Origin of the sequence: Noviherbaspirillum humi (assembly GCF_900188095.1) — a bacterium.
GTDB lineage: Bacteria > Pseudomonadota > Gammaproteobacteria > Burkholderiales > Burkholderiaceae_D > Noviherbaspirillum > Noviherbaspirillum humi.
Genome location: NZ_FZOT01000009.1, coordinates 68,286 through 86,862, shown reverse-complemented (window position 1 = coordinate 86,862; position 18,577 = coordinate 68,286). Strand labels below are relative to the sequence as shown.

General features: G+C 60.3%; 14 protein-coding genes. 9 read left to right on the top strand and 5 right to left on the bottom strand.

Annotated features, from left to right (window positions below):
- Positions 1–48 precede the first annotated feature (48 nt).
- Complete coding sequence (locus CHB88_RS14285; RefSeq protein ID WP_089400012.1) at positions 49–2,592, top strand: sensor domain-containing protein; 2,544 nt, start codon at positions 49–51, stop codon at positions 2,590–2,592.
- A gap of 180 nt (positions 2,593–2,772) precedes the next feature.
- Positions 2,773–5,736, top strand: coding sequence for a CheR family methyltransferase (locus tag CHB88_RS14280; RefSeq protein ID WP_089400011.1), 2,964 nt, complete (start codon positions 2,773–2,775; stop codon positions 5,734–5,736).
- 200 nt (positions 5,737–5,936) lie between these two features.
- On the opposite strand, the gene CHB88_RS14275 is transcribed toward CHB88_RS14280, so the two are convergent.
- The 3 genes from CHB88_RS14275 to CHB88_RS14265 form a co-directional block, all read right to left on the bottom strand.
- Positions 5,937–7,904 carry a putative bifunctional diguanylate cyclase/phosphodiesterase gene (locus CHB88_RS14275; RefSeq protein WP_176442484.1) on the bottom strand — a complete coding sequence of 656 codons (1,968 nt, stop codon included), beginning with the start codon at positions 7,902–7,904 and terminating at the stop codon, positions 5,937–5,939.
- 43 nt (positions 7,905–7,947) lie between these two features.
- Positions 7,948–8,499, bottom strand: coding sequence for a heme NO-binding domain-containing protein (locus CHB88_RS14270; protein WP_089400009.1), 552 nt, complete (start codon positions 8,497–8,499; stop codon positions 7,948–7,950).
- 423 nt (positions 8,500–8,922) lie between these two features.
- Positions 8,923–10,626, bottom strand: coding sequence for a methyl-accepting chemotaxis protein (locus CHB88_RS14265; protein WP_089400008.1), 1,704 nt, complete (start codon positions 10,624–10,626; stop codon positions 8,923–8,925).
- On the opposite strand from CHB88_RS14265, the gene CHB88_RS24520 reads away from it, so the two are divergent.
- The 3 genes from CHB88_RS24520 (at position 10,604) to CHB88_RS14260 (ending at position 12,237) form a co-directional block, all read left to right on the top strand.
- Entirely contained in the window at positions 10,604–10,924 is a 321-nt protein-coding gene (locus CHB88_RS24520) for a hypothetical protein (protein ID WP_143131280.1), read from the top strand. The genes CHB88_RS14265 and CHB88_RS24520 overlap by 23 nt on opposite strands.
- Before the next feature lie 62 nt (positions 10,925–10,986).
- Positions 10,987–11,139, top strand: a complete 153-nt coding sequence (locus CHB88_RS25190; RefSeq protein ID WP_176442483.1) for a hypothetical protein — start codon at positions 10,987–10,989, stop codon at positions 11,137–11,139.
- A 231-nt stretch (positions 11,140–11,370) separates the two neighbouring features.
- The gene (locus tag CHB88_RS14260; protein ID WP_342745524.1) at positions 11,371–12,237 is read left to right on the top strand and encodes an alpha/beta fold hydrolase; all 867 of its coding nucleotides are present in this window, start codon (positions 11,371–11,373) and stop codon (positions 12,235–12,237) included.
- 39 nt (positions 12,238–12,276) lie between these two features.
- On the opposite strand, the gene CHB88_RS14255 is transcribed toward CHB88_RS14260, so the two are convergent.
- Complete coding sequence (locus tag CHB88_RS14255; RefSeq protein WP_089400006.1) at positions 12,277–13,350, bottom strand: aromatic ring-hydroxylating oxygenase subunit alpha; 1,074 nt, start codon at positions 13,348–13,350, stop codon at positions 12,277–12,279.
- 90 nt (positions 13,351–13,440) lie between these two features.
- The gene (locus CHB88_RS14250; protein ID WP_089400005.1) at positions 13,441–14,616 is read right to left on the bottom strand and encodes an ABC transporter substrate-binding protein; all 1,176 of its coding nucleotides are present in this window, start codon (positions 14,614–14,616) and stop codon (positions 13,441–13,443) included.
- A 131-nt stretch (positions 14,617–14,747) separates the two neighbouring features.
- Between CHB88_RS14250 and CHB88_RS14245 the strand changes: the two genes are divergently transcribed.
- The 4 genes from CHB88_RS14245 (at position 14,748) to CHB88_RS14230 (ending at position 18,517) form a co-directional block, all read left to right on the top strand.
- On the top strand, positions 14,748–15,701 hold the full coding sequence (locus CHB88_RS14245; RefSeq protein WP_089400004.1) for a LysR family transcriptional regulator: 954 nt from the start codon (positions 14,748–14,750) through the stop codon (positions 15,699–15,701).
- Between the two features lie 47 nt (positions 15,702–15,748).
- Positions 15,749–16,864: an NADH:flavin oxidoreductase/NADH oxidase gene (locus tag CHB88_RS14240; RefSeq protein WP_089400003.1), complete on the top strand. Its 1,116-nt coding sequence runs from the start codon at positions 15,749–15,751 to the stop codon at positions 16,862–16,864.
- Between the two features lie 281 nt (positions 16,865–17,145).
- The gene (locus CHB88_RS14235) at positions 17,146–17,832 is read left to right on the top strand and encodes a glycine-rich domain-containing protein (RefSeq protein ID WP_217900170.1); all 687 of its coding nucleotides are present in this window, start codon (positions 17,146–17,148) and stop codon (positions 17,830–17,832) included.
- Positions 17,833–18,052: 220 nt separating this feature from the next.
- Positions 18,053–18,517, top strand: coding sequence for a hypothetical protein (locus CHB88_RS14230; RefSeq protein ID WP_089400002.1), 465 nt, complete (start codon positions 18,053–18,055; stop codon positions 18,515–18,517).
- Positions 18,518–18,577: the final 60 nt, after the last annotated feature.

Here is an 18,577-nt window from a genome sequence, read left to right as displayed (position 1 = left end):
TTAAAAATTTTCAGAGGTTCCAAACATGTTCCGCCTAAATATCCACTAATGAGCGCCGCCGAGATTCCCGGCAGTTTGCGTGCCTTCAGCTCTGCGCTGTCTTCGGAACCGTCACTTCTTTCGGGGGGAACTGCGTCGGAGTGGTTCAGCGCCCAGCAGAACTGTCTGGATCAGACCTACCGCCTCGCCGCCGGAGCCGCCGGCATTGGCCTCTGGTATCTCGATCAGCCTTCCCAAACGATCATGCTGTCCCCGACGCTGGCGCGACTGGTCGGCTTTCCCGAGCGATTCCACCTCATCCCCGCGGATCGCTGGATGCAGCTGATCTGTCTTGAGGACCGCGCTGGCGTAGCGAAGCATGTGTCGGGCGGCAGGCCGTTTGACATTGAATACCGGCTGCAGCTTCCCGCTGGCGAAAAGATATGGCTGTTGACGCGCGCTACCGTCGTCTGGCAAGGGAAGGACAACGCCGGGCGCATCATTGGCGTGTGCATGGACGTGAGCGCCAGGAAAGATGCCGAAGCTGCCGCCCATGCCAGCGCGGAACGCTATCGCGCCCTTGCCGACAGCAATCCGGACGGCATTCTTGTGAAACGCGGTGGCCGTTTCGTGTATGCGAACCCGTCTGCGGCGCGCATTCTGAATGCCGATACGCCAAGAAGTCTCATTCGCAGGCTCGCCGAAGAGCAGGCCAGCGGTTCGCCGATGAGCGAACTTTTACAACGCTTGACGGAAGCGTGTCAGGTCAGGCGGGAAGCCGTACCGGCAACCTTCCGCTGTGCCCGACCAAACAGGGACGCAGCTTTCCTGGACGTTTCCTGTGCCTTCTTGAACTGGGAAGGCCGGCCCGCGACGCAATTCATCCTGCGCGACGTAACGGAAAAGACGCAGACGCGCGACCATCTGCGCGTCATGAATGAACGCCTTAAGCTGGCGGTGGAAGGAACGGGAGAAGGTATCTGGGAATGGGATCTCATTCAGGACACCTACAGCGTTTCGGGAAAACTCAAGGAAATATTCGGCTGGCAAAAGAATGAGCGATTCACCGGCAAGGTGAACTGGCGTCGGCTCATTCATTCGGAAGACTACGAGCGCGTGATGGAGGCAGTGCAGGCCTGCGTCAGGGGCGATAAGAAAATCTATGAATGTGAATTTCGACTCCTCGATCGTCAGGGCCGTTGGAAATGGGTGTTGTCGCGCGGCGTGGTGGTCGCTTGGGACCAGGCTGGCCAGCCCATCGCCATGGGCGGCATGACGTCCGATATCAGCGTACGCAAGGATGCAGAGGGGCTCGCCTGGCGCCACGCCAACGTGGACGCGCTGACCGGACTGGCCAACCGACGCATGTTTCGGGATCGCCTGGAGCAGGAGATACGCAGCTCCCAGCGCTCGGATCGAAAACTGGCGCTCCTATTCGTGGACCTGGATGGGTTCAAGCATGTGAACGATCTGTATGGCCACGATGTTGGCGACCTCCTGCTGATCGAAGCGGCGTACCGCATCAAAGCCTGTGTGCGCAAGACGGATGTCGTCGCGCGCTGGGGCGGGGACGAGTTCACGATCATTCTGACGGGCTTGGAGGATTTGGGTCATGTCGACCTGGTGATTGAAAAACTGCTGCATGGCCTGGCCACGCCATTTTATCTGGGCCATGCGCTCGGACACATTACGGGCAGCATCGGAGCGGCACTCTTTCCCCTCGACACCGATGAAGGCAAGGACTTGATCAAGAAAGCCGATCAGGCCATGTACATCGCCAAGCAAAACGGCAAGAATCGCTTCAGCTATTACAGAACAGAGATGGATGAGCATGCCCATACCCGGCTGCGCCTTTCCAACGCTTTGCGGCGGGCGCTGGCAGTCGGCGAACTGTCGCTCCATTTCCAGCCCGTCGTCGACCTGAATACCTCCAACATCGTCAAGGCGGAGGCGTTGCTGCGCTGGCAGCACCCGGAAATGGGCAACATCGAGCCAGCGAAATTCATTCCGCTGGCGGAAGAGACGGGGTTGATTCTGGAGATCAGCAACTGGGTATTTTGTGAAGCGGTTGCCTGCGCCAAGCAAGCCTGCCTGATCGCCGGCCACCTGATCCCGATCTCCATTAACCGCTCCCCGGTTGAATTTCTATCGGAAAATGCTTCTTCTGACTGGCTGGATTATCTCGCCAAAATGAACGTGCCTACCAGCGCGATCATCATGGAGATTACCGAAGGTCTGTTGCTTCATCCATCCCAGGCGGTCAAGAATCAATTGTTGCGCTACGCCGAATCCGGACTGATGGTGGCGCTCGATGATTTCGGCACCGGCTACTCGGCAATGTCCTACCTTCACCAGTTCCACCTCGACTATCTCAAGATCGATCAGTCGTTTGTAAAGGGCATAAGTGAGAACCGCGCCCATCGCACGATTGTGGAAACCATCATTCTGATGGCCCATAAGCTCGGCTTGAAAGTGATTGCCGAAGGGATAGAAACCGAGGAGCAGCGGAGACTGCTGCTGCAGGCTGGCTGCGATTACGGCCAGGGTTACTACTTCTCGCACGCAGTGCCGGCCGCCATTTTCCAGCGGATGCTTGGCAACGCGGCTCATTAACGCGAGCCGGCAATCAAGCGCTCACGATGAGGGCGACAAGGAAAAGCCGGTTTCCGGCCACGCAGTCTGTCAGGCGCGCGAAAAGGCAATTTCCGTCATGCCGGTCAAACAGCAACTAAGCGAACGACGATGGGTGTAAGCTGAATATCAATTAAATAACTCCATACCTGATCGCTTTCCATGAACGAAGACAAATCCAGGCTTCCGCAATTCCCGCCCCCCGCGCCTGGCTTTGTACCCAGCAGCCTGCCGTTTTTCGTCGTCGGCATGGGCGCCTCTGCCGGCGGCATCGAAGCATTGGTCCGCTTCTTCGAGGCCATGCCCTCGGAAAACGGCATGGCATTTGTGGTGGTACTCCATCTTTCGCCAACGCATAAGAGCAATATCGCCCAGATCCTGCAGGAAAAAACCAGGATGCCGGTGCTGCAGGTGATGCAAACGGTGACGATCCAGCCGAATCACGTCTACATCATTCCGCCGACCAAAGACCTGCTGATGAATGATGGCGCGCTGCAAATCGTCGAAGCGGCCCGTCCGCGCGGTCGGCATGTGACCATCGATGTTTTCTTTCGCACCTTGGCCGAGGTTCACCGTGAACGGTCGATCGGCGTCATCTTGTCCGGCGCCGGTTCGGATGGCGCCGTCGGTATCGCCAGGATCAAGGAAATGGGCGGCATGACCTTCACCCAGCTGCCCGACGATGCCGAGTATGACAGCATGCCGCGTTGCGCGATTCAGACCGGGCTGGTGGACTGGGTGCTGCCGGTGGTGGACATGCCGCAGAAGCTGCTTGATCTCTTTCATAACGCGACCTCGCTGCAACTGCCGTTGGCGCACAACCTGGAAAAAAGCCTGTCGACGGAGACCCTGAAATCCCAGGCGGGAGAAACGGAGATTGCCCTGCGCGAAATCATGAAAATCCTGCACATGCGCACGGGCCATGATTTCCAGCATTACAAGCGCGCGACCGTATTACGCCGCATCGAGCGGAGATTGCAGGTCACCGGCTTGCCGAACGTGATCGCTTACCGTAATCACTTGGAAGCCGACTCGGGCGAAGCTCGCGCCCTGCTGCAGGACATGCTGATCAGCGTTACCAATTTTTTCCGCGACCGTACCGCCTTTGAAGCGCTAGAGCGGGATGTCATTCCCAAAATCTTTCAGGATGCGCTGGCAGATGAGCAAATCCGCGCCTGGTCGGTCGGATGCGCCACAGGCGAGGAAGCCTATTCGCTGGCGATGCTGCTTGCGGACCAGAACACCCTGGCCGGCGCACCAAGATCAATCCAGGTCTTCGCTTCGGATATCGATGAACGCGCGATCGAGACTGGGCGGCGCGGGGTGTATCCCAATTCAATCGTCACCGACGTAGCCCCAGCCCGCTTGCGCCAGTATTTCGACAAGCTCGATGAAAGCTACGCGGTGAAGCGCGAGATTCGGGGAAAGGTGCTGTTCGCCATTCACAATGTCTTGCGTGATCCGCCCTTTTCCCGCCTGCACCTGATCACATGCCGCAATCTGCTGATTTATCTCGACCGGGACGTGCAGAAAAAGGTGTTCGAACTCCTTCATTATGCGCTGGCTCCGAACGGCTTTCTTTTTCTCGGCACGGCGGAATCGGTCGATGTGCTGCCCGACCTTTTCATCCCGGTCGACAAGAAGCATCGCATTTACCAGGCCAGCGACACTCGGTCCAGTGGCAACCGCGCGCTGATTCCAACGTTGCCAGCCATGCACCACCTTTCGAACCTGCAGCCCGTCGAGCAGCAAGCGGCGCGCCGGCGCGCCGTGCCGCAGGAAATACACCGGCAATTCCTTGAAGATTACGCGCCGCCCAGCATCCTGATCGACGAGAACCGTGCTGTCGTGTACACGACGAAAAGCGCCGGCCGCTTTCTCCACTACCCTGGAGGCGAACCCTCCACCGACATTCTGACGACGATCCATCCCGGCCTGCAGCTGGAGCTGCGTGCGGCGCTATTCCAGGCATCCCAGTCGCATCAGGAAATCGCCACCCGCTACCTGCCGTTGCAGGCGGGCACCGAGACGAGGTTCATACGCATCGTGATCCGTCCACCTTGCGGTCAGCATGCGGGAACCGGCATGTTCTTCCTGGCGTTCGAGGAATCCGTCGATGCGCCCGAGTGCGGCTTTATCGCCGGTCCGCCGATGGACAACACGGTTGCGATCCATCTCGAAAAGGAACTGATGCACACCAAGGAGCAGCTGCGCTCGGTGATAGAGCAGTACGAGACGGCACTTGAAGAACTGAAGGGCGCGAATGAGGAGCTGCAAGCGAGTAACGAGGAGCTGCGCTCTACCGCCGAGGAGCTGGAAACCAGCAAGGAGGAACTGCAGTCGATCAACGAAGAGCTGATTACCGTCAATCAGGAATTGAAAATGAAGGTCGATGAAACCGCAAAGATTAACGACGATCTGAAGAATCTTCTGTCGGCAACCGAAATTCCTACCCTCTTCGTCGACCGTAACATGCGCATCAAGCGCTACTCCAAGCCTTGCACCAAGCTGTTCAATCTCATCGAGAGCGATGTCAACCGCTCGCTGCTGGACATCACCTACCGCCTCGATTATCCGGAACTTGAAGACGACATCGAAAGCGTATTTCAGACGCTGCAGCCGAATGAACGGGAGGTGCATGGCACCGAGGATGGGCAATGGTACATCGCCCGCCTTCTGCCTTACCGTACGTCCGAAGACCATATCGACGGCCTGATTCTGTCCTTCATCGATATATCCAGGCGCAGATTGGCAGAGAACAGGTTGCACACCAGCGAGCAGCGCATGCAGCTCATCACCGGGACCAACCAAGACTATGCGATAGCGACCTTGGACACCGATGGCATCGTCACAAGCTGGAACCTCGGAGCAGAGCGGGTCTTTGGGTATTCAGAAGCCGAGATGATCGGATGCAGCGCCGAGCTGCTCTACACTGAGGAAGACCAGGCGAATGGTGTTTTCCAGGATGAGTTGCGGCGCGCCCGAAATACTGGACGCTCCGAGGACGACCGCTGGCTTCTCGGCAAAAATGGCTTACGCGTGCTATGCAGCGGTATTACTTCGCTCCTCACGGGACAGGCGGTGGCAACCTATGTCAAGATTGCGCGCATCGCGGATTCGAAATAGGTTCGCGATCAGCTGAAAGCCGATCTGCCGTGGCAAAGTGGGGAAGCATGCAGGCAAAAGCGGCGGTGGGTTGATGGGGCGTCGAAACGCAGTCAGGCAATGGGCGCTTTACTTGACCGTGTTTCGCAATTGACGCTCTCTTCGAGAATCTCGCGAAGCGATTGAGTTGAAGGAAGCTCGCGCTTCCAAGATCCAACCAGCTAGTTTTCCAGCGCGCAGGGTAGGGCGCCCACGATTTGCTGTTGCAAGGCATGGGTCGCATGGTCGGCATCCAGGGGCCGGTAATAGAAATAGCCTTGAACGAAATCGCTCCCGATCTCGCGCAGGATGCGGACTTCTTCTTCCGTCTCGGCGCCTTCCGCCACGACTTTCATCGCAAGCGTGCGGGCTAGCATGACGACTACCTCGGCGATCTGGCGCTTGTCGTCGTGCTTGTCCATCTGGCTGACGAAAGAACGGTCGATTTTCAGCGTATCGATCGGCAGGCGCCGCAAATGGCTGAGCGAGGAATAGCCCGTGCCGAAATCATCCAGACTGAGCTTGACGCCCAATGTCTTGAGCTGCTGAAAGATGAGCAGAGCCCGGTCGGGATTGGTCATCACGGCGGTTTCGGTCAATTCAAGCTTCAATGTTTCGGGGGATACGCCTGACTTCTCCAAGGCGTTCGTCACGACGCCGACAAGCGCGTCGTCATTCAATTGAACCGCTGAAACATTCACGCTCATGCTGAGTTCCGAACCGCCGATTTGCTGCCACTGCTTGAGCTGAGCACAGGCCTGTTCGATCACCCATTTGCCGATCGGGCCGATGATCCCGGTCTCCTCGGCGACCGGAATGAATTCCGCCGGCGATATCCAGCCGAAGACCGGGTGCCGCCAGCGGAGAAGCGCCTCGAAGCCGGTGATGCGTTCAGAAAAGGGGACGACGATCGGCTGGTATTGCAGCGACAGCTGACCGCCTTCGACCGCGGCTCGGAGATCGGCCTCCAGTTGCAACCGTCGCAGCGCAGACTGCTGCATGGATTGATCAAACATGATCCATCGCGCGCGCCCGGTCTGCTTCGCGTGGTACATGGCGATGTCCGCGTCGCGCAGTACGGTATGTACATCCGTGTAGCCCGTGGCGCTGAGGGCGATGCCGATGCTTGCGGTGACGTTCACCTGTTGCTGGTCGAGCAGGAGCGGCTCCGCCACCACGTTGAGCACGCGCTCCGCAACCCGGATGGCGGACTGCGGATTGGCGATCTTGTCGAGCAGGATGGTGAATTCATCGCCACCCAGGCGGGCCACCGTATCGTTGCCCCCATCTTCAGGATTATTGCGGGTGACGAGGTCGGTAAGTCGCAGGCAGGCGCCTAGGCGATCCGCCGTGGCCAGGATCAGCTGGTCGCCGGCCTGATGGCCAAGCCCGTCGTTGATCGCCTTGAAGCGGTCCAGATCAACGAAGAGCACGGCGAACTGATAGTCGGGGTCGCGCCTGGCTTGCTGTAAGGCCTGCGCCAGGCGGCTGAGAAAGAGCTTGCGATTGCCCAGCTGCGTCAGCGGATCGTGCAGCGCATCATGCAGCAATCTTTCGCTTGCGCGCTCGCGTTCGACCACTCGCCCGAGCTGGGTGCCGATCTGCATCATCAGGCGCGACATGGGCTGCTGTGGATCCTGACGTTCGCGGCTGAAAAACTCGAGTATGGCCACGGTATCCGAACCAATCACCACCGGCAAGGCAAAGAACGACGCAAAGCCGCTGTGCATCGCGGCCGCGATATGGGCAGGCTGATGTGCATCGGCTTCCGTGAAGTTGCAATACACCGGAGCTGCCGATTGCAATAAATCGCGATAGCGGTCGCACTCCTGTTCGGCTGTGGCGGCTTCGGTTGCGGCGCGCAGTCCGTCGAAGCGTCCGTCGCCTTGATCATGCCAGGTGGCCGTAGACTCAATGACGCTCTTGTCGTCGTGACTGCGCACCAGCAAAAGATGGCCGAGCGGGGCGCCGGTGAACTGGCAAACCGATTCCAGGGCGTGCTGCATTGCTTCGCTGACGCTGGACGCATTGTTGGCGGCCGCCGCAATGCTTTCCAATAGCGCTATTTCCTGCTGCTTCTGATACAGGTCGCGCAGGCCGCGTTCAGCAATCGCTTCCGCTTCGTGGCGAGCCGCGGTTTCGCGCTGCAATCGACGCTGCAGGCGCACGACTTCCGGTGAGGCGGCTGCCTGCTCAGACGGGGGTGTCACGACGGAACCGGACGTGGAACACGCACTTCTTCTCGCCATGGTGCATGCACTGCGGCTGCTGTATCTCGATGCGCTCCTGGTAATACGTGGCGGCGCCTTGCATGAAGCCTTCAGCGAGCGCGCACAGGCGGCGGTCCGAGTTATAGCCAATGGCGAGCTTGCCATCGGGCGATTGGTCGAAATCGAAAACCGGCGGGGTAGCGCCGGGATAGAGTTTCCGCACTTCCGGATGGATGATGCTGTTCAGCGTCAGCAGAAAGCTGGAGGCGGTAGTGTGATTGGCGAAGAATGCGGGATACCGTTTCGCCAGTAGCGGCATGGCGCGTTGCCCGAACCAGCGCAGCACATCTTCCGGCGCTATCTGCAGCGTTTTGGCCGCGATTTCTACGATGGCAGAGATCTCGGCATCGTTGTAACTGCCAAGCGAGGTGTACGCTCCCTCCAATCCTGCCTCGTCGAGGAATTGGTCCCATACGGCGTCGCCGTATTCAGAGCTCACCGCTTCTTCCAGAAGATTAAATACGATGCCTTTCATAGGTCTCCAATCATGCGCGCGAAGCGGATGGCGCGAGGCGAATTGATTCTATACCGGGAATATGTTTTGTCCAAAGGAAATGTTGTGTATGGGAATCATTGCTGGCTCACCGTCGATTGACTCGGTGGCGATGTTTCGGCCGCAGGCCATCATTTGCGATGCGGGCTTCAGTGATCTGATAGAGCGACGCCCGCTTTGGTGCGTTGCGCCATGCGCGGCTTTGCTCGCGATATCTGAACCTCTTTGGCAATGGCTTGCCCCTGCAAGGCAGACATTGATCGATGCCAGGAATGGCCATCCCGGTCGATCGCGTTTGCTCGCGTTTGATGCGCGCTCATTGCGAACTGAGTCCCAAATAAAAATGCCGCCCGGTGCTGGACCGGGCGGCATTTTGGGCAAATAACTTGTCTGGTGATGCCGAAACTAAAACTGCTCCCAGTCGCCGCCGTCGTTTGGCAGGGTCATCTTGGCCGGCTTGGCCGAGGGCAGCGATCGCCTTTGGGCCACGCGCTGGGCGGATTGGCGCGGCAGTGCAGCAGCCGGGGCGGATGGCGCAGGCAAGGATGAGGGCGCGTCGGCGATGGACAGATTGAACGCGCCTACCGAGCGGGCCAGGCTGCGCACCTGGTCCTGCATCGACTCGGTGGCGGCAGCAGCTTCCTCCACCAGGGCGGCGTTCTGCTGGGTTACCTGATCCATCTGTCCGATGGCGAGATTGACTTGTTCGATGCCGGTGCTCTGTTCCTGGCTGGCGGCTGCGATCTCGCCAACGATGTCGGATACGCGGCGAATGCTCGACACCACCTCGTCCATGGTCGTCCCTGCCTGTTCCACCAGCCTGCTGCCGATGTCCACCTTCTCCACCGAGTTGTCGATCAGGCCCTTGATCTCCTTGGCCGCGGCCGCGCTGCGCTGGGCGAGGCTGCGCACCTCCGCGGCGACCACGGCGAAGCCGCGTCCCTGCTCGCCGGCACGCGCCGCTTCGACGGCGGCATTGAGGGCCAGAATGTTGGTCTGGAAGGCAATGCCATCGATGGTGTCGATGATGTCGACGATCTTCCGCGACGATTCGGTGATCGCGCTCATCGTATCGACCACCTGGCCGACCACCTCGCCACCCTTGACGGCGACGTCGGAGGCGGAGATGGCCAGCTGATTGGCCTGGCGCGCATTGTCGGCGTTCTGCTTGACGGTGGAAGTGAGCTCTTCCATGGAAGAAGCGGTTTCCTCCAGCGAGGCGGCCTGCTGCTCGGTGCGGGAGGACAGGTCCTGGTTGCCGGACGCGATTTGCACCGATGCGGTGGCGATGGTGTCCGAGCTGCGCTTCACCTCGCCCACGATGGACGTCAGGCTGTCGTTCATGTCCTTCAGGGCCTGCAGCAGCTGGCCCGTTTCGTCGGCCGACTGCACCTCGATGCGGCTGGTCAGGTCGCCCGATGCCACGGTGCGCGCGACCGAGACGGCTTTGTTGAGCGGCACGAGGATGCTGCGAGAAATGAGCCACGAGAGCAGGGCGCCCAAGCCCAAGGCGAACAGGCTGATCAGCAGGACGATGTTGACGCTGGACTGCTCGATCGACTTGACCTTGACGTGAGCCTCTTCCGCCAAATGCTGCTGATATTCGAGGGTTGCTTCCACCGTCTCGATATAGCTCCTGAGCGCCGGCACCAGCTTCTCGTCGACCGTCGCGCGGATCTTCGCAATGTCCGCGCCGTCATCATGCATCTTCAATATCTGCGACCGGGCTTCGATGTAGACCTTCCTTTTTTCCGTGGAGGCGGCAAGGAGCTTCTTGCCCTGTTCGCTCTTTACCAGACCCGTGAGTTCGCTCTGGAACTTGTTGATCTTCTCGGTCTCGGCGCTCATCTTCTCGGCCAATTGCTTGCGATGTTCGGCATCGGTGCTTTTCGCCGCAATGATGGCGCGTTCGGCATTCAGCGAGATGGAGCGTATCCACTGCTGCGCAAGACGTTCCTTGTAATTGAATACCGCCATTTCTTCAGTGCTGGCGCCGACCTGATGCAGGCTCCAGGTACCGATGCCGGTGATGCCGCCGCTAAGTGCGAGTACGAGAAAAAAGCCGCCCCCCAGGCGGGTGCTGATCTTGACGTTCGAAAAAACTGCCATACCATCCTTCTGTAACGATTTACGCCGTGCTCTTGTGGATGACGCCTCGGCCTTGTGGCTTGAGGCCATCGATATTCTTTTGTCATGCGGCGGCACGGTAAAGGCCCGCTCGGCTGCGCGATTCGCCCAGGCTCTTCCCGTGCAAGCAAGAGAAGGCGCACCGGAGGGCTATTTTGCATCATCGAAAAAGGAACGGAAACGCGAATTTAACCTGCTATGGCAAGGCGTTTCTTTAGTGAGACCAAAAAGCTGTCTTTATCTTAATTTGTCTTCGACAAAATCATTCATGCTCTCTTGATGTGAGCGCTTTCATTGGCATCCGCTTCCTGTGATCTATAGAACTCATTGACTATCGGGTCGATGGACAACAAGGTTCAGCCGGCTGGACAAAAGATGTTGTATCTGCGTATTGCCGAAGCTTTAATTAAAGATGAAAAGATCAATGCAAGGCCCGAATCCATGCCTTGCCTTGCGCCAGTCATGGCGAAATTTGTCGGGACAATGGCCGGATGAATGATTAATGAACCGAAGCCTGCGGTATCATTAATTCAAGAACAATCAAATAGCCACGTTTGAGGAGGAGAGACATCAAGCGCAGCAGGAGTGAGGGAAAAGGCGCGGCATGTATTGACCGAGGAAAGTGGATGTCATGGATCGCCGACATCGACGCTGCAGCTATCCCTACGCGAATTCCGTGTAAGCCCGATACACAAATCGGCGGCCGGACAAGACAATCCAGTCAGGATGGAAGGTCCGCCAGGAACTTCGCTCGAGCCGCGCCGGCCGGACGCCGGAATACTCAGTCAACCTTGCCTAGACACTATGCCAGTTATCAAAAAGCACAACGTGCACATCCGGGGAAATGGAGATGCCGTCATCATGTTCGCTCACGGCTTTGGCTGCGATCAGAACATGTGGCGACACGTTGCGCCTGCCTTCGAGCGCACGCATCAGGTGGTGCTGTTCGATCACATCGGCGCAGGCGATTCGGACCTTTCCGCCTTCGATCCGAGCGAGTACACCAGCCTCTCGCGCTATGCGGATGATGTGATCGCCATCTTGCGCCGACTGGGAAAGCAGCAGGCCGTGTTCGTCGGTCATTCGGTGTCGGCGATGATCGGCGTTCTGGCCGCGAACAAGATGCCGGAATTGTTCAGCAAACTGGTGCTCGTCGGCCCTTCCCCCTGCTACATCAACGATGGCGATTATTTCGGCGGCTTCGAGCGCTCCGACATCAACAGCCTGCTCGATTTCCTCGAGGATAACTACCTCGGCTGGTCCCAGGCCATGGCGCCCGCCATCATGGGCAATCCTGACCGGCCGGAGCTGGGGCAGGAGCTTACCAGCAGCTTCTGTCGCACCGATCCGAAGATCGCCAAGCAATTCGCCGCCGTGACCTTCCTTTCGGATAACCGGGCCGATCTGGACAAGTGCACCGTGCCGGCCCTGGTGATGCAGTGCTCCGACGATGTGATAGCACCGATTGAAGTCGGCAAGTACATGCATCGCCATCTGCGCGGCAGCAGTTTCGTTCAGCTCAAGGCGACCGGCCACTGCCCCAACCTGAGCGCGCCGGAAGAGACCGTCGCGGCCATCAAGTCTTATATCTGACCGGTCCCTTGCCCGCTGGCGCGGGTAAAGTCGCAGCGCTCAGCTATTCTCAACCAGCTTCGCAACGATGCGGCGGGCGCGATTCGGCCCCGCGTCCACATGAATGTCGGTCCAGTCCGATTGTCCGTTGAAGCGCTGCATGTTCCGGTACTGCGCCTCGATCACGAGGCGGTCCTCGTCGAAGGTGAACTTGGTCTGTTCGACGACGGTATCGATGGTCTCGGGCATGTCGGGATGCCGGTTGCTTGCCATGCTCCAGAAATAATGAGCGCTGCTTTCCGTCTCCGGCGTGATGCCGTGGAAGCCGCGCATGTGGAAGCCGCCGCGGTTCGGGTCGTCGATCGCATCCTTGCCCGGTTCCACCGCTCCGGTCCAGATGGCGAGATGGCTGATGTGGAATTCGATCTCCTGCCAGCGGTCGCAGGCGTCGCCGAAGGGATAGGCGGCCCTGTAGGTCGGCGGCGGCGTGCTTCCGGGCATCAGGCGCACTACCTTGACCGAGCGCTCGTCGCTGCTGACGACCGTCTTGGCGGTCATGTGCAGCCGTGCGTTGCCGCCGATGGTCTTCAGGTGCACATAGCCCAGGTGGCTGAGGTCGAGCAGGTTGTCGTGGATGAGCTGGTAGGGGGCGTCATAGTGATAGACGCCGAAGCCATACTTGTATTTCGGGTCGTCGTGGTGCGGGTAATCGGGCGGCTCGCTGGTCGGCGCGGTGCCTTCCTGTTTCGGCATCCAGATCCAGATGATCTGGTCCTTCTCGCGCACGGCGTAGGACTTCACCCTGGCCTTGGCGGGAATCTTTTCCTGGCCGGGGATTTCGATGCAGCTGCCGTTCGGCGAGTAAAGCATGCCGTGATAGCCGCAGCGCAGCCCGCCGCCTTCGACGCTGCCGCATGACAGCGGCAGGGAACGGTGGCAGCAGCGGTCTTCCAGCGCCGCCGCCCGGCCGTCGCCGGTGCGGAACAGCACCACCGGATGATTCAGCAGGGTGCGGGCGACAGGCTTGTCCGTCAGCTCGCGCGCCATGGCGGCGACATACCATTGGTCGAGGGGGAAGGAGGATTTCTTTTCGACCGCGATGGGAATCTGCCTGGATTCGAGGGGGGCGTTCATGTCATCTCCTATGGACGAGCAGGGGGAATGCAGGCTGTCGAGTGCCGCCTGCATGAGAACCGGGTGAACCGACGAAAAATCTGCCGCGGCTTACTTCGCCGGGTCTTTCACGCCGTCGTACTTGTCGATCTCGGTGGCGACCAGCTTGCCGCCTGCCTTGTCGATGCGACGGATGTAGATGGTCTGCACGATGTCGCGGGTGCCGGGGTCGATGCTGACGCTGCCGCGCGGGCTGGGGGCGGTGTAGCCCTTGAGCGCATCCATGAAGGGCCCGACATCGGCATTGCCCTTGGTCTTCTCCAGGGTCCGGGCGATCAGCGCCATGCCGTCGTAGGAGGCGGCGGCGAGGAAGCTGGGCTTGAACTTGCCGCCCACCGTCTGGCTGAAGGCATCGACGAACTTCGCGTTTTCCGCGCCGGGGCGGGTGAAGGAATAGAAGCCGGCGGAGTAGATGCCGACCAGGGTATCGCCGCCGGCCGAGAGCACATCCTCGTCGCCCCAGCCTTCGCCGCCGAGGAAGCGGATGCCGGCCTTGTCGAGTCCCTTGTCGCGATACGCCTTGGTGAAGGACACCATCGGCTGGCCGTTCGGCAGGAAGACATGCACGGCATCGGGCTTCTCATCCTTGATGCGCTGCACGAAGGCGCTGTAGTCGGTGGTGGCCAGCGGCATGCGCACCGAGCCCACGATCTGGCCGCCGGCGGCGGTGAAGGTCTTGTTGAACCAGGTCTCTGCTTCCAGGCCCGGCGCGTAGTCCGAGACCACGGTGAAGACGCGGCGCGAACCGGTCTTGTAAGCCCATTCGGCCAGCGGCACCACCGACTGGGCGATGGTATAGGACACCCGGGTGACCGCCGGCGAGCGGCTGGTGATGCCGGAGGCGGCCGCGTTCATGATCACCATCGGCTTCTTCGCCTGGTCGGCGACGCCGGCCGCTGCCATGGCATTGGGCGTGAAGACGAAGCCGGCCAGCACATCCACCTTGTCGCGCGAGAGCAGTTCGGTGGCCAGGCGCTTGGCGACGTCCGGCTGGGCGCCGGTATCGTCCTTGTAGATCATCTCGATTTTCCTGCCGGCCACGGTGTCGCCGTGGGTGCGCAGATAGGTCTCGATGCCGGCCTTCATCTGGGCGCCGCTCTCGGCGGCCGGGCCCGACAGGGACGTGATCACGCCGATGCGTATCGTCTGGCTTTGCGCCTGTGCGGCGGGAAGAATGCCGGCCAGCGCCAGGCTGGCGGTGAGCAGGGCGGCCTTGAATGCTTGCATGTCGCTTGTCTCCTGGTTGGATATGTCGTTATCGGCGGCCTGAAGGCCTTGGGTGGCAAAACAATGGTAGTGAAAAACCGGTATATTTTCAGCAAATCCGGCTTATAACCTGTATTAGTTGGGCAAATACAATGGAAAAATTCGATCTCAACCTGCTGACGGTGGCGCTGGCCATCGCCGAGGAAAAAAGCGTCAGCCGGGCGGCGCAGCGCCTCGAGCTCAGCCAGCCGGCAGTGAGCCTCGCGCTCGGCAAGCTGCGGCGGCGCCTCGGCGATGAACTCTTCGTGCGCACGCCGGGCGGCATGGCGCCCACGCCCAAGGCGGTGGGGGTCATCGAACTCGCGCGCCAGGTCACGCAGCGGGTGAAGGAAGAAGTGCTGCAGCAGAAGGCATTCAATCCGGAGACCAGCACCACCGAATTCACCATCGCGCTGTCCGACATCGGCGAGATGGTGTTCCTGCCCAAGCTGCTGCAGCGGGTCCAGGAACTGGCGCCGCATGCCTCCATCGCCTCGGTCACGCTGCCGGCCAGCGAGGTCGGCGCCGCGCTGGAGTCGGGACGGCTGGATCTCGCCGTCGGCTATTTCCCGGACCTGAAGAAGAACAACTTCTTCCAGCAGCGGCTGTTCTCGCACAACTTCATCTGCCTGCTTCGGGCGGACCATCCGCTGCGCGGCGATCGGCTGACCCTGGCGCAATTCCTCCAGCTCGGCCACGCGGTGGTGCGCGCCGAGGGCCGCAGCCAGGAAGTGTTCGACCGCCTGCTGGAGCGCAAGAACATCCGGCGCCGGGTGGTGCTGTCCACGCCGCACTTCATGTCGATTCCCTTCATCGTCGCCAGCTCCGACCTGCTGGTCACGGTGCCGATGGCGGTGGGCACCTCCTTCGCCAGCTTTGCCAATATCCGCCTGGTGCAGCCGCCGCTGAAGATCCCCGGTTTCGACCTGAAGCAGCATTGGCACCGCCGCTACCATGACGACGCGCGCCATCAATGGCTGCGCCGCCTCGTCGCCGACCTGTTCAAGGACGATGCGCGCTGGCCCGAGCCACCCGCGTCCAGACGTCAATCGCAAAAGCCGGGATAATCGAGGCTCGTCGAACTTGCATCATTTCGCCATAAGGAAACCGTTCCATGAGTCATCTGTTCCAGCCGCTGCCCATCGGCAAGCTTCAACTCGCCAATCGCATCATCATCGCGCCGATGTGCCAGTACTCGGCCGACGACGGCTGCGCCACCGACTGGCACATGATCCATCTCGGCCATCTCGCGCTGTCCGGCGCCGGCCTCATGATCCTGGAAGCCACGGCGGTGTCGCCCGAGGGACGCATTTCACCGGACGACCTCGGCTTGTATTCGGATGCGAACGAGGAAGCGCTGAAGCGGGTGCTGGCAGCCATCCGCCGCTATTCGCCGATGCCGGTATCGGTGCAGCTCGGCCATGCCGGGCGCAAGGCATCTAGCCGCGCGCCCTGGGAAGGCGGCGCCCAGATCCGTCCCGACGAGCCGCGCGGCTGGAAGACGCTGGCGCCGTCGCCGGTGCCGCATTCCGAAAGCGAGGACGCGCCTCTGGCCCTGGACCGCGCCGGCATGGACAAGGTACGCGACGACTTCGTCGGCGCCGCCCGGCGCGCGGTGCGGCTTGGCCTGGACGGCATCGAGATCCATGCGGCGCATGGCTATCTGCTGCACCAGTTCCTGTCCCCGCTGGCCAACAAGCGCGACGACGAATACGGCGGCTCGCTGGAAAACCGGATGCGCTTCCCGCTGGAAGTGTTCGACGCGGTGCGCGCCGCCGTGCCGGCCGACCTGCCGGTCTGGGTGCGCGTCTCCGCCACCGACTGGGTGCCGAACGGCTGGGACATCGAGGGCACGATCGCGTTTTCCCACGCGCTCAAGCAGCGCGGCTGCGCCGCCATGCACGTCTCCACCGGCGGCCTGTCTCCGGCCCAGGCGATCAAGCTCGGCCCGGGCTACCAGGTGCCGTACGCGCAGCGGGTGAAGGCCGAGGTCGGCCTGCCGACCATCGCCGTCGGGCTGATCACCGAACCGCAGCAGGCCGAAGCCATCATCGCCAACAACGAGGCCGATGCCGTCTCCCTGGCGCGCGCCATGCTGTACGACCCGCGCTGGCCGTGGCATGCCGCCGCCGAGCTGGGCGCGCATGTCAATGCGCCGAAGCAGTACTGGCGTTCGCAGCCGCGCGAGTACAAGGATTTGTTTGCTGGTTCCAGCTTCGGGCAGCGGTGATTTGACCCTGTTGCGCCGTAGGGCGAGGCAGATATTGGAACAGAGGCGAAGGCAAAAAGCCTTTTGCCTTTGCGCGGCGTAGCCACATGTGATTGTGTCGTGCAAACGGCTTGTGCAATGGAAGCCGCAACGCATTGCACGAATGCGGTTCTGCAATCAGTGATTGAGATTTGGAGAATTGCGACTGGGGTTCCAGTCATTTAAAGCCTGTGCTCCTTCAAGGGGCGGAAAATCGCTACCATCCTGAACGACGCTTAACCGCGCTGTCGATTCGATTGCGCTTGAATCAGGAAGGAGTGGTTATCGTGCAGGTTTTTCTTCTGATGACGGGGCTAGTTGCATCAATCGCTGTATTCATCTGGCGCCAAAGAGCCGGCATGCGGGACCGGCGCATCACCGACTATGTGTTCCCGGTTTCCGTATCCCGGAAAGTCAAGGCAACTTATCCGAATCTCGATGCCGCACAGGTCCGGATGGTGATGAAAGGCCTTCGCGAATATTTTCTTATCAGCGCCGCTGCTGGCGGACGCATGGTATCCATGCCATCCAAAGCCGTGGATGTCGCGTGGCACGAGTTCATCATCTGCACCCGCGCCTATCAGAAATTCTGCCAAGCGGTTTTTGGGCGATTCCTGCACCATACGCCTTCCGAGGCGATGAGAAGGCCGACGATGGCCCAGGACGGGATCAAGCGTGCCTGGCGTCTTTCCTGCGGGAGGGAGAACATCGACCCGCGAAGACCCGACCGGCTTCCCCTGCTATTTGCAATCGACGAGCGACTGCAGATCGCTGACGGTTACCGCTACGCACTCGACTGCAGCCAGAAAGGCAATGTCGCTTATGGTGACATCTATTGCGCCTCGCATATCGGGTGCGGTGGCGGATGCGCGGGCTGGTCGACGGATGCCGATAGCGGTTGCAGCTCCGATAGCGGCTGTGGAGGAGGATGCGGCGGGGGCGGCGACTGAGGCGGGTTTCGGCTGGTTGCTTTGGCGCCCTTGACTTGCATCCAAGACCAAGATGTGCCAGACCCGTTATTGGATTAACCAGGTATCGTGCGTAGCGGAATACGTAAAGCACTTGGGATGCGAATTCAGATAGCCCAACTCAGGAACCACCTTGCCATCGAGAAAGTCTGTGTGATGTATTGCCTGATTGGTCGGGCATGAGACTTCGCAAAAGAATCAAATGGACTATATTGTCGGCATTCGACAAGGCGACGGCCTGGAAATCGCCAGCCTCCGGCAGGTGGCGGCGGAGCACTTGTACGATGCCATCCGGCAGTACCGGCTGCAGGTAGTGGCACATGACCATGCCTTTCAGGCGTGGGTGCGCGATAAGTCACCGAGCTGCGGATTCTGCCACTTCGCCTGGCTTGCCCCGGCCGGAGAGAGTGGGCGCGACAGGGGCGCCGGCTGGCTGCTTGTCGCCGACAATCGGTTTCGGGAGCGGATGTTGACGTACTTTGCCGATGCGCCGCGGCTTGGGCTTATTTATCTCAACTACTACTTCGGGCACGACGCCGACCCGGAAAACCAGGGCTTGCCCCAGGGAGTGTTCGACTATATCGCGCTGCGCAGCGAGCGCTACACCGAGGTCGACGCGCTGCCGCTGGCAATCATCAGGATGCCGCCGGCGCCGTCGCCGGAGTGAATGCGCTCTGATGAGAAGATCGTCTTCGTAGGATTGGAGGACAAGCAGACGAGATCGCGC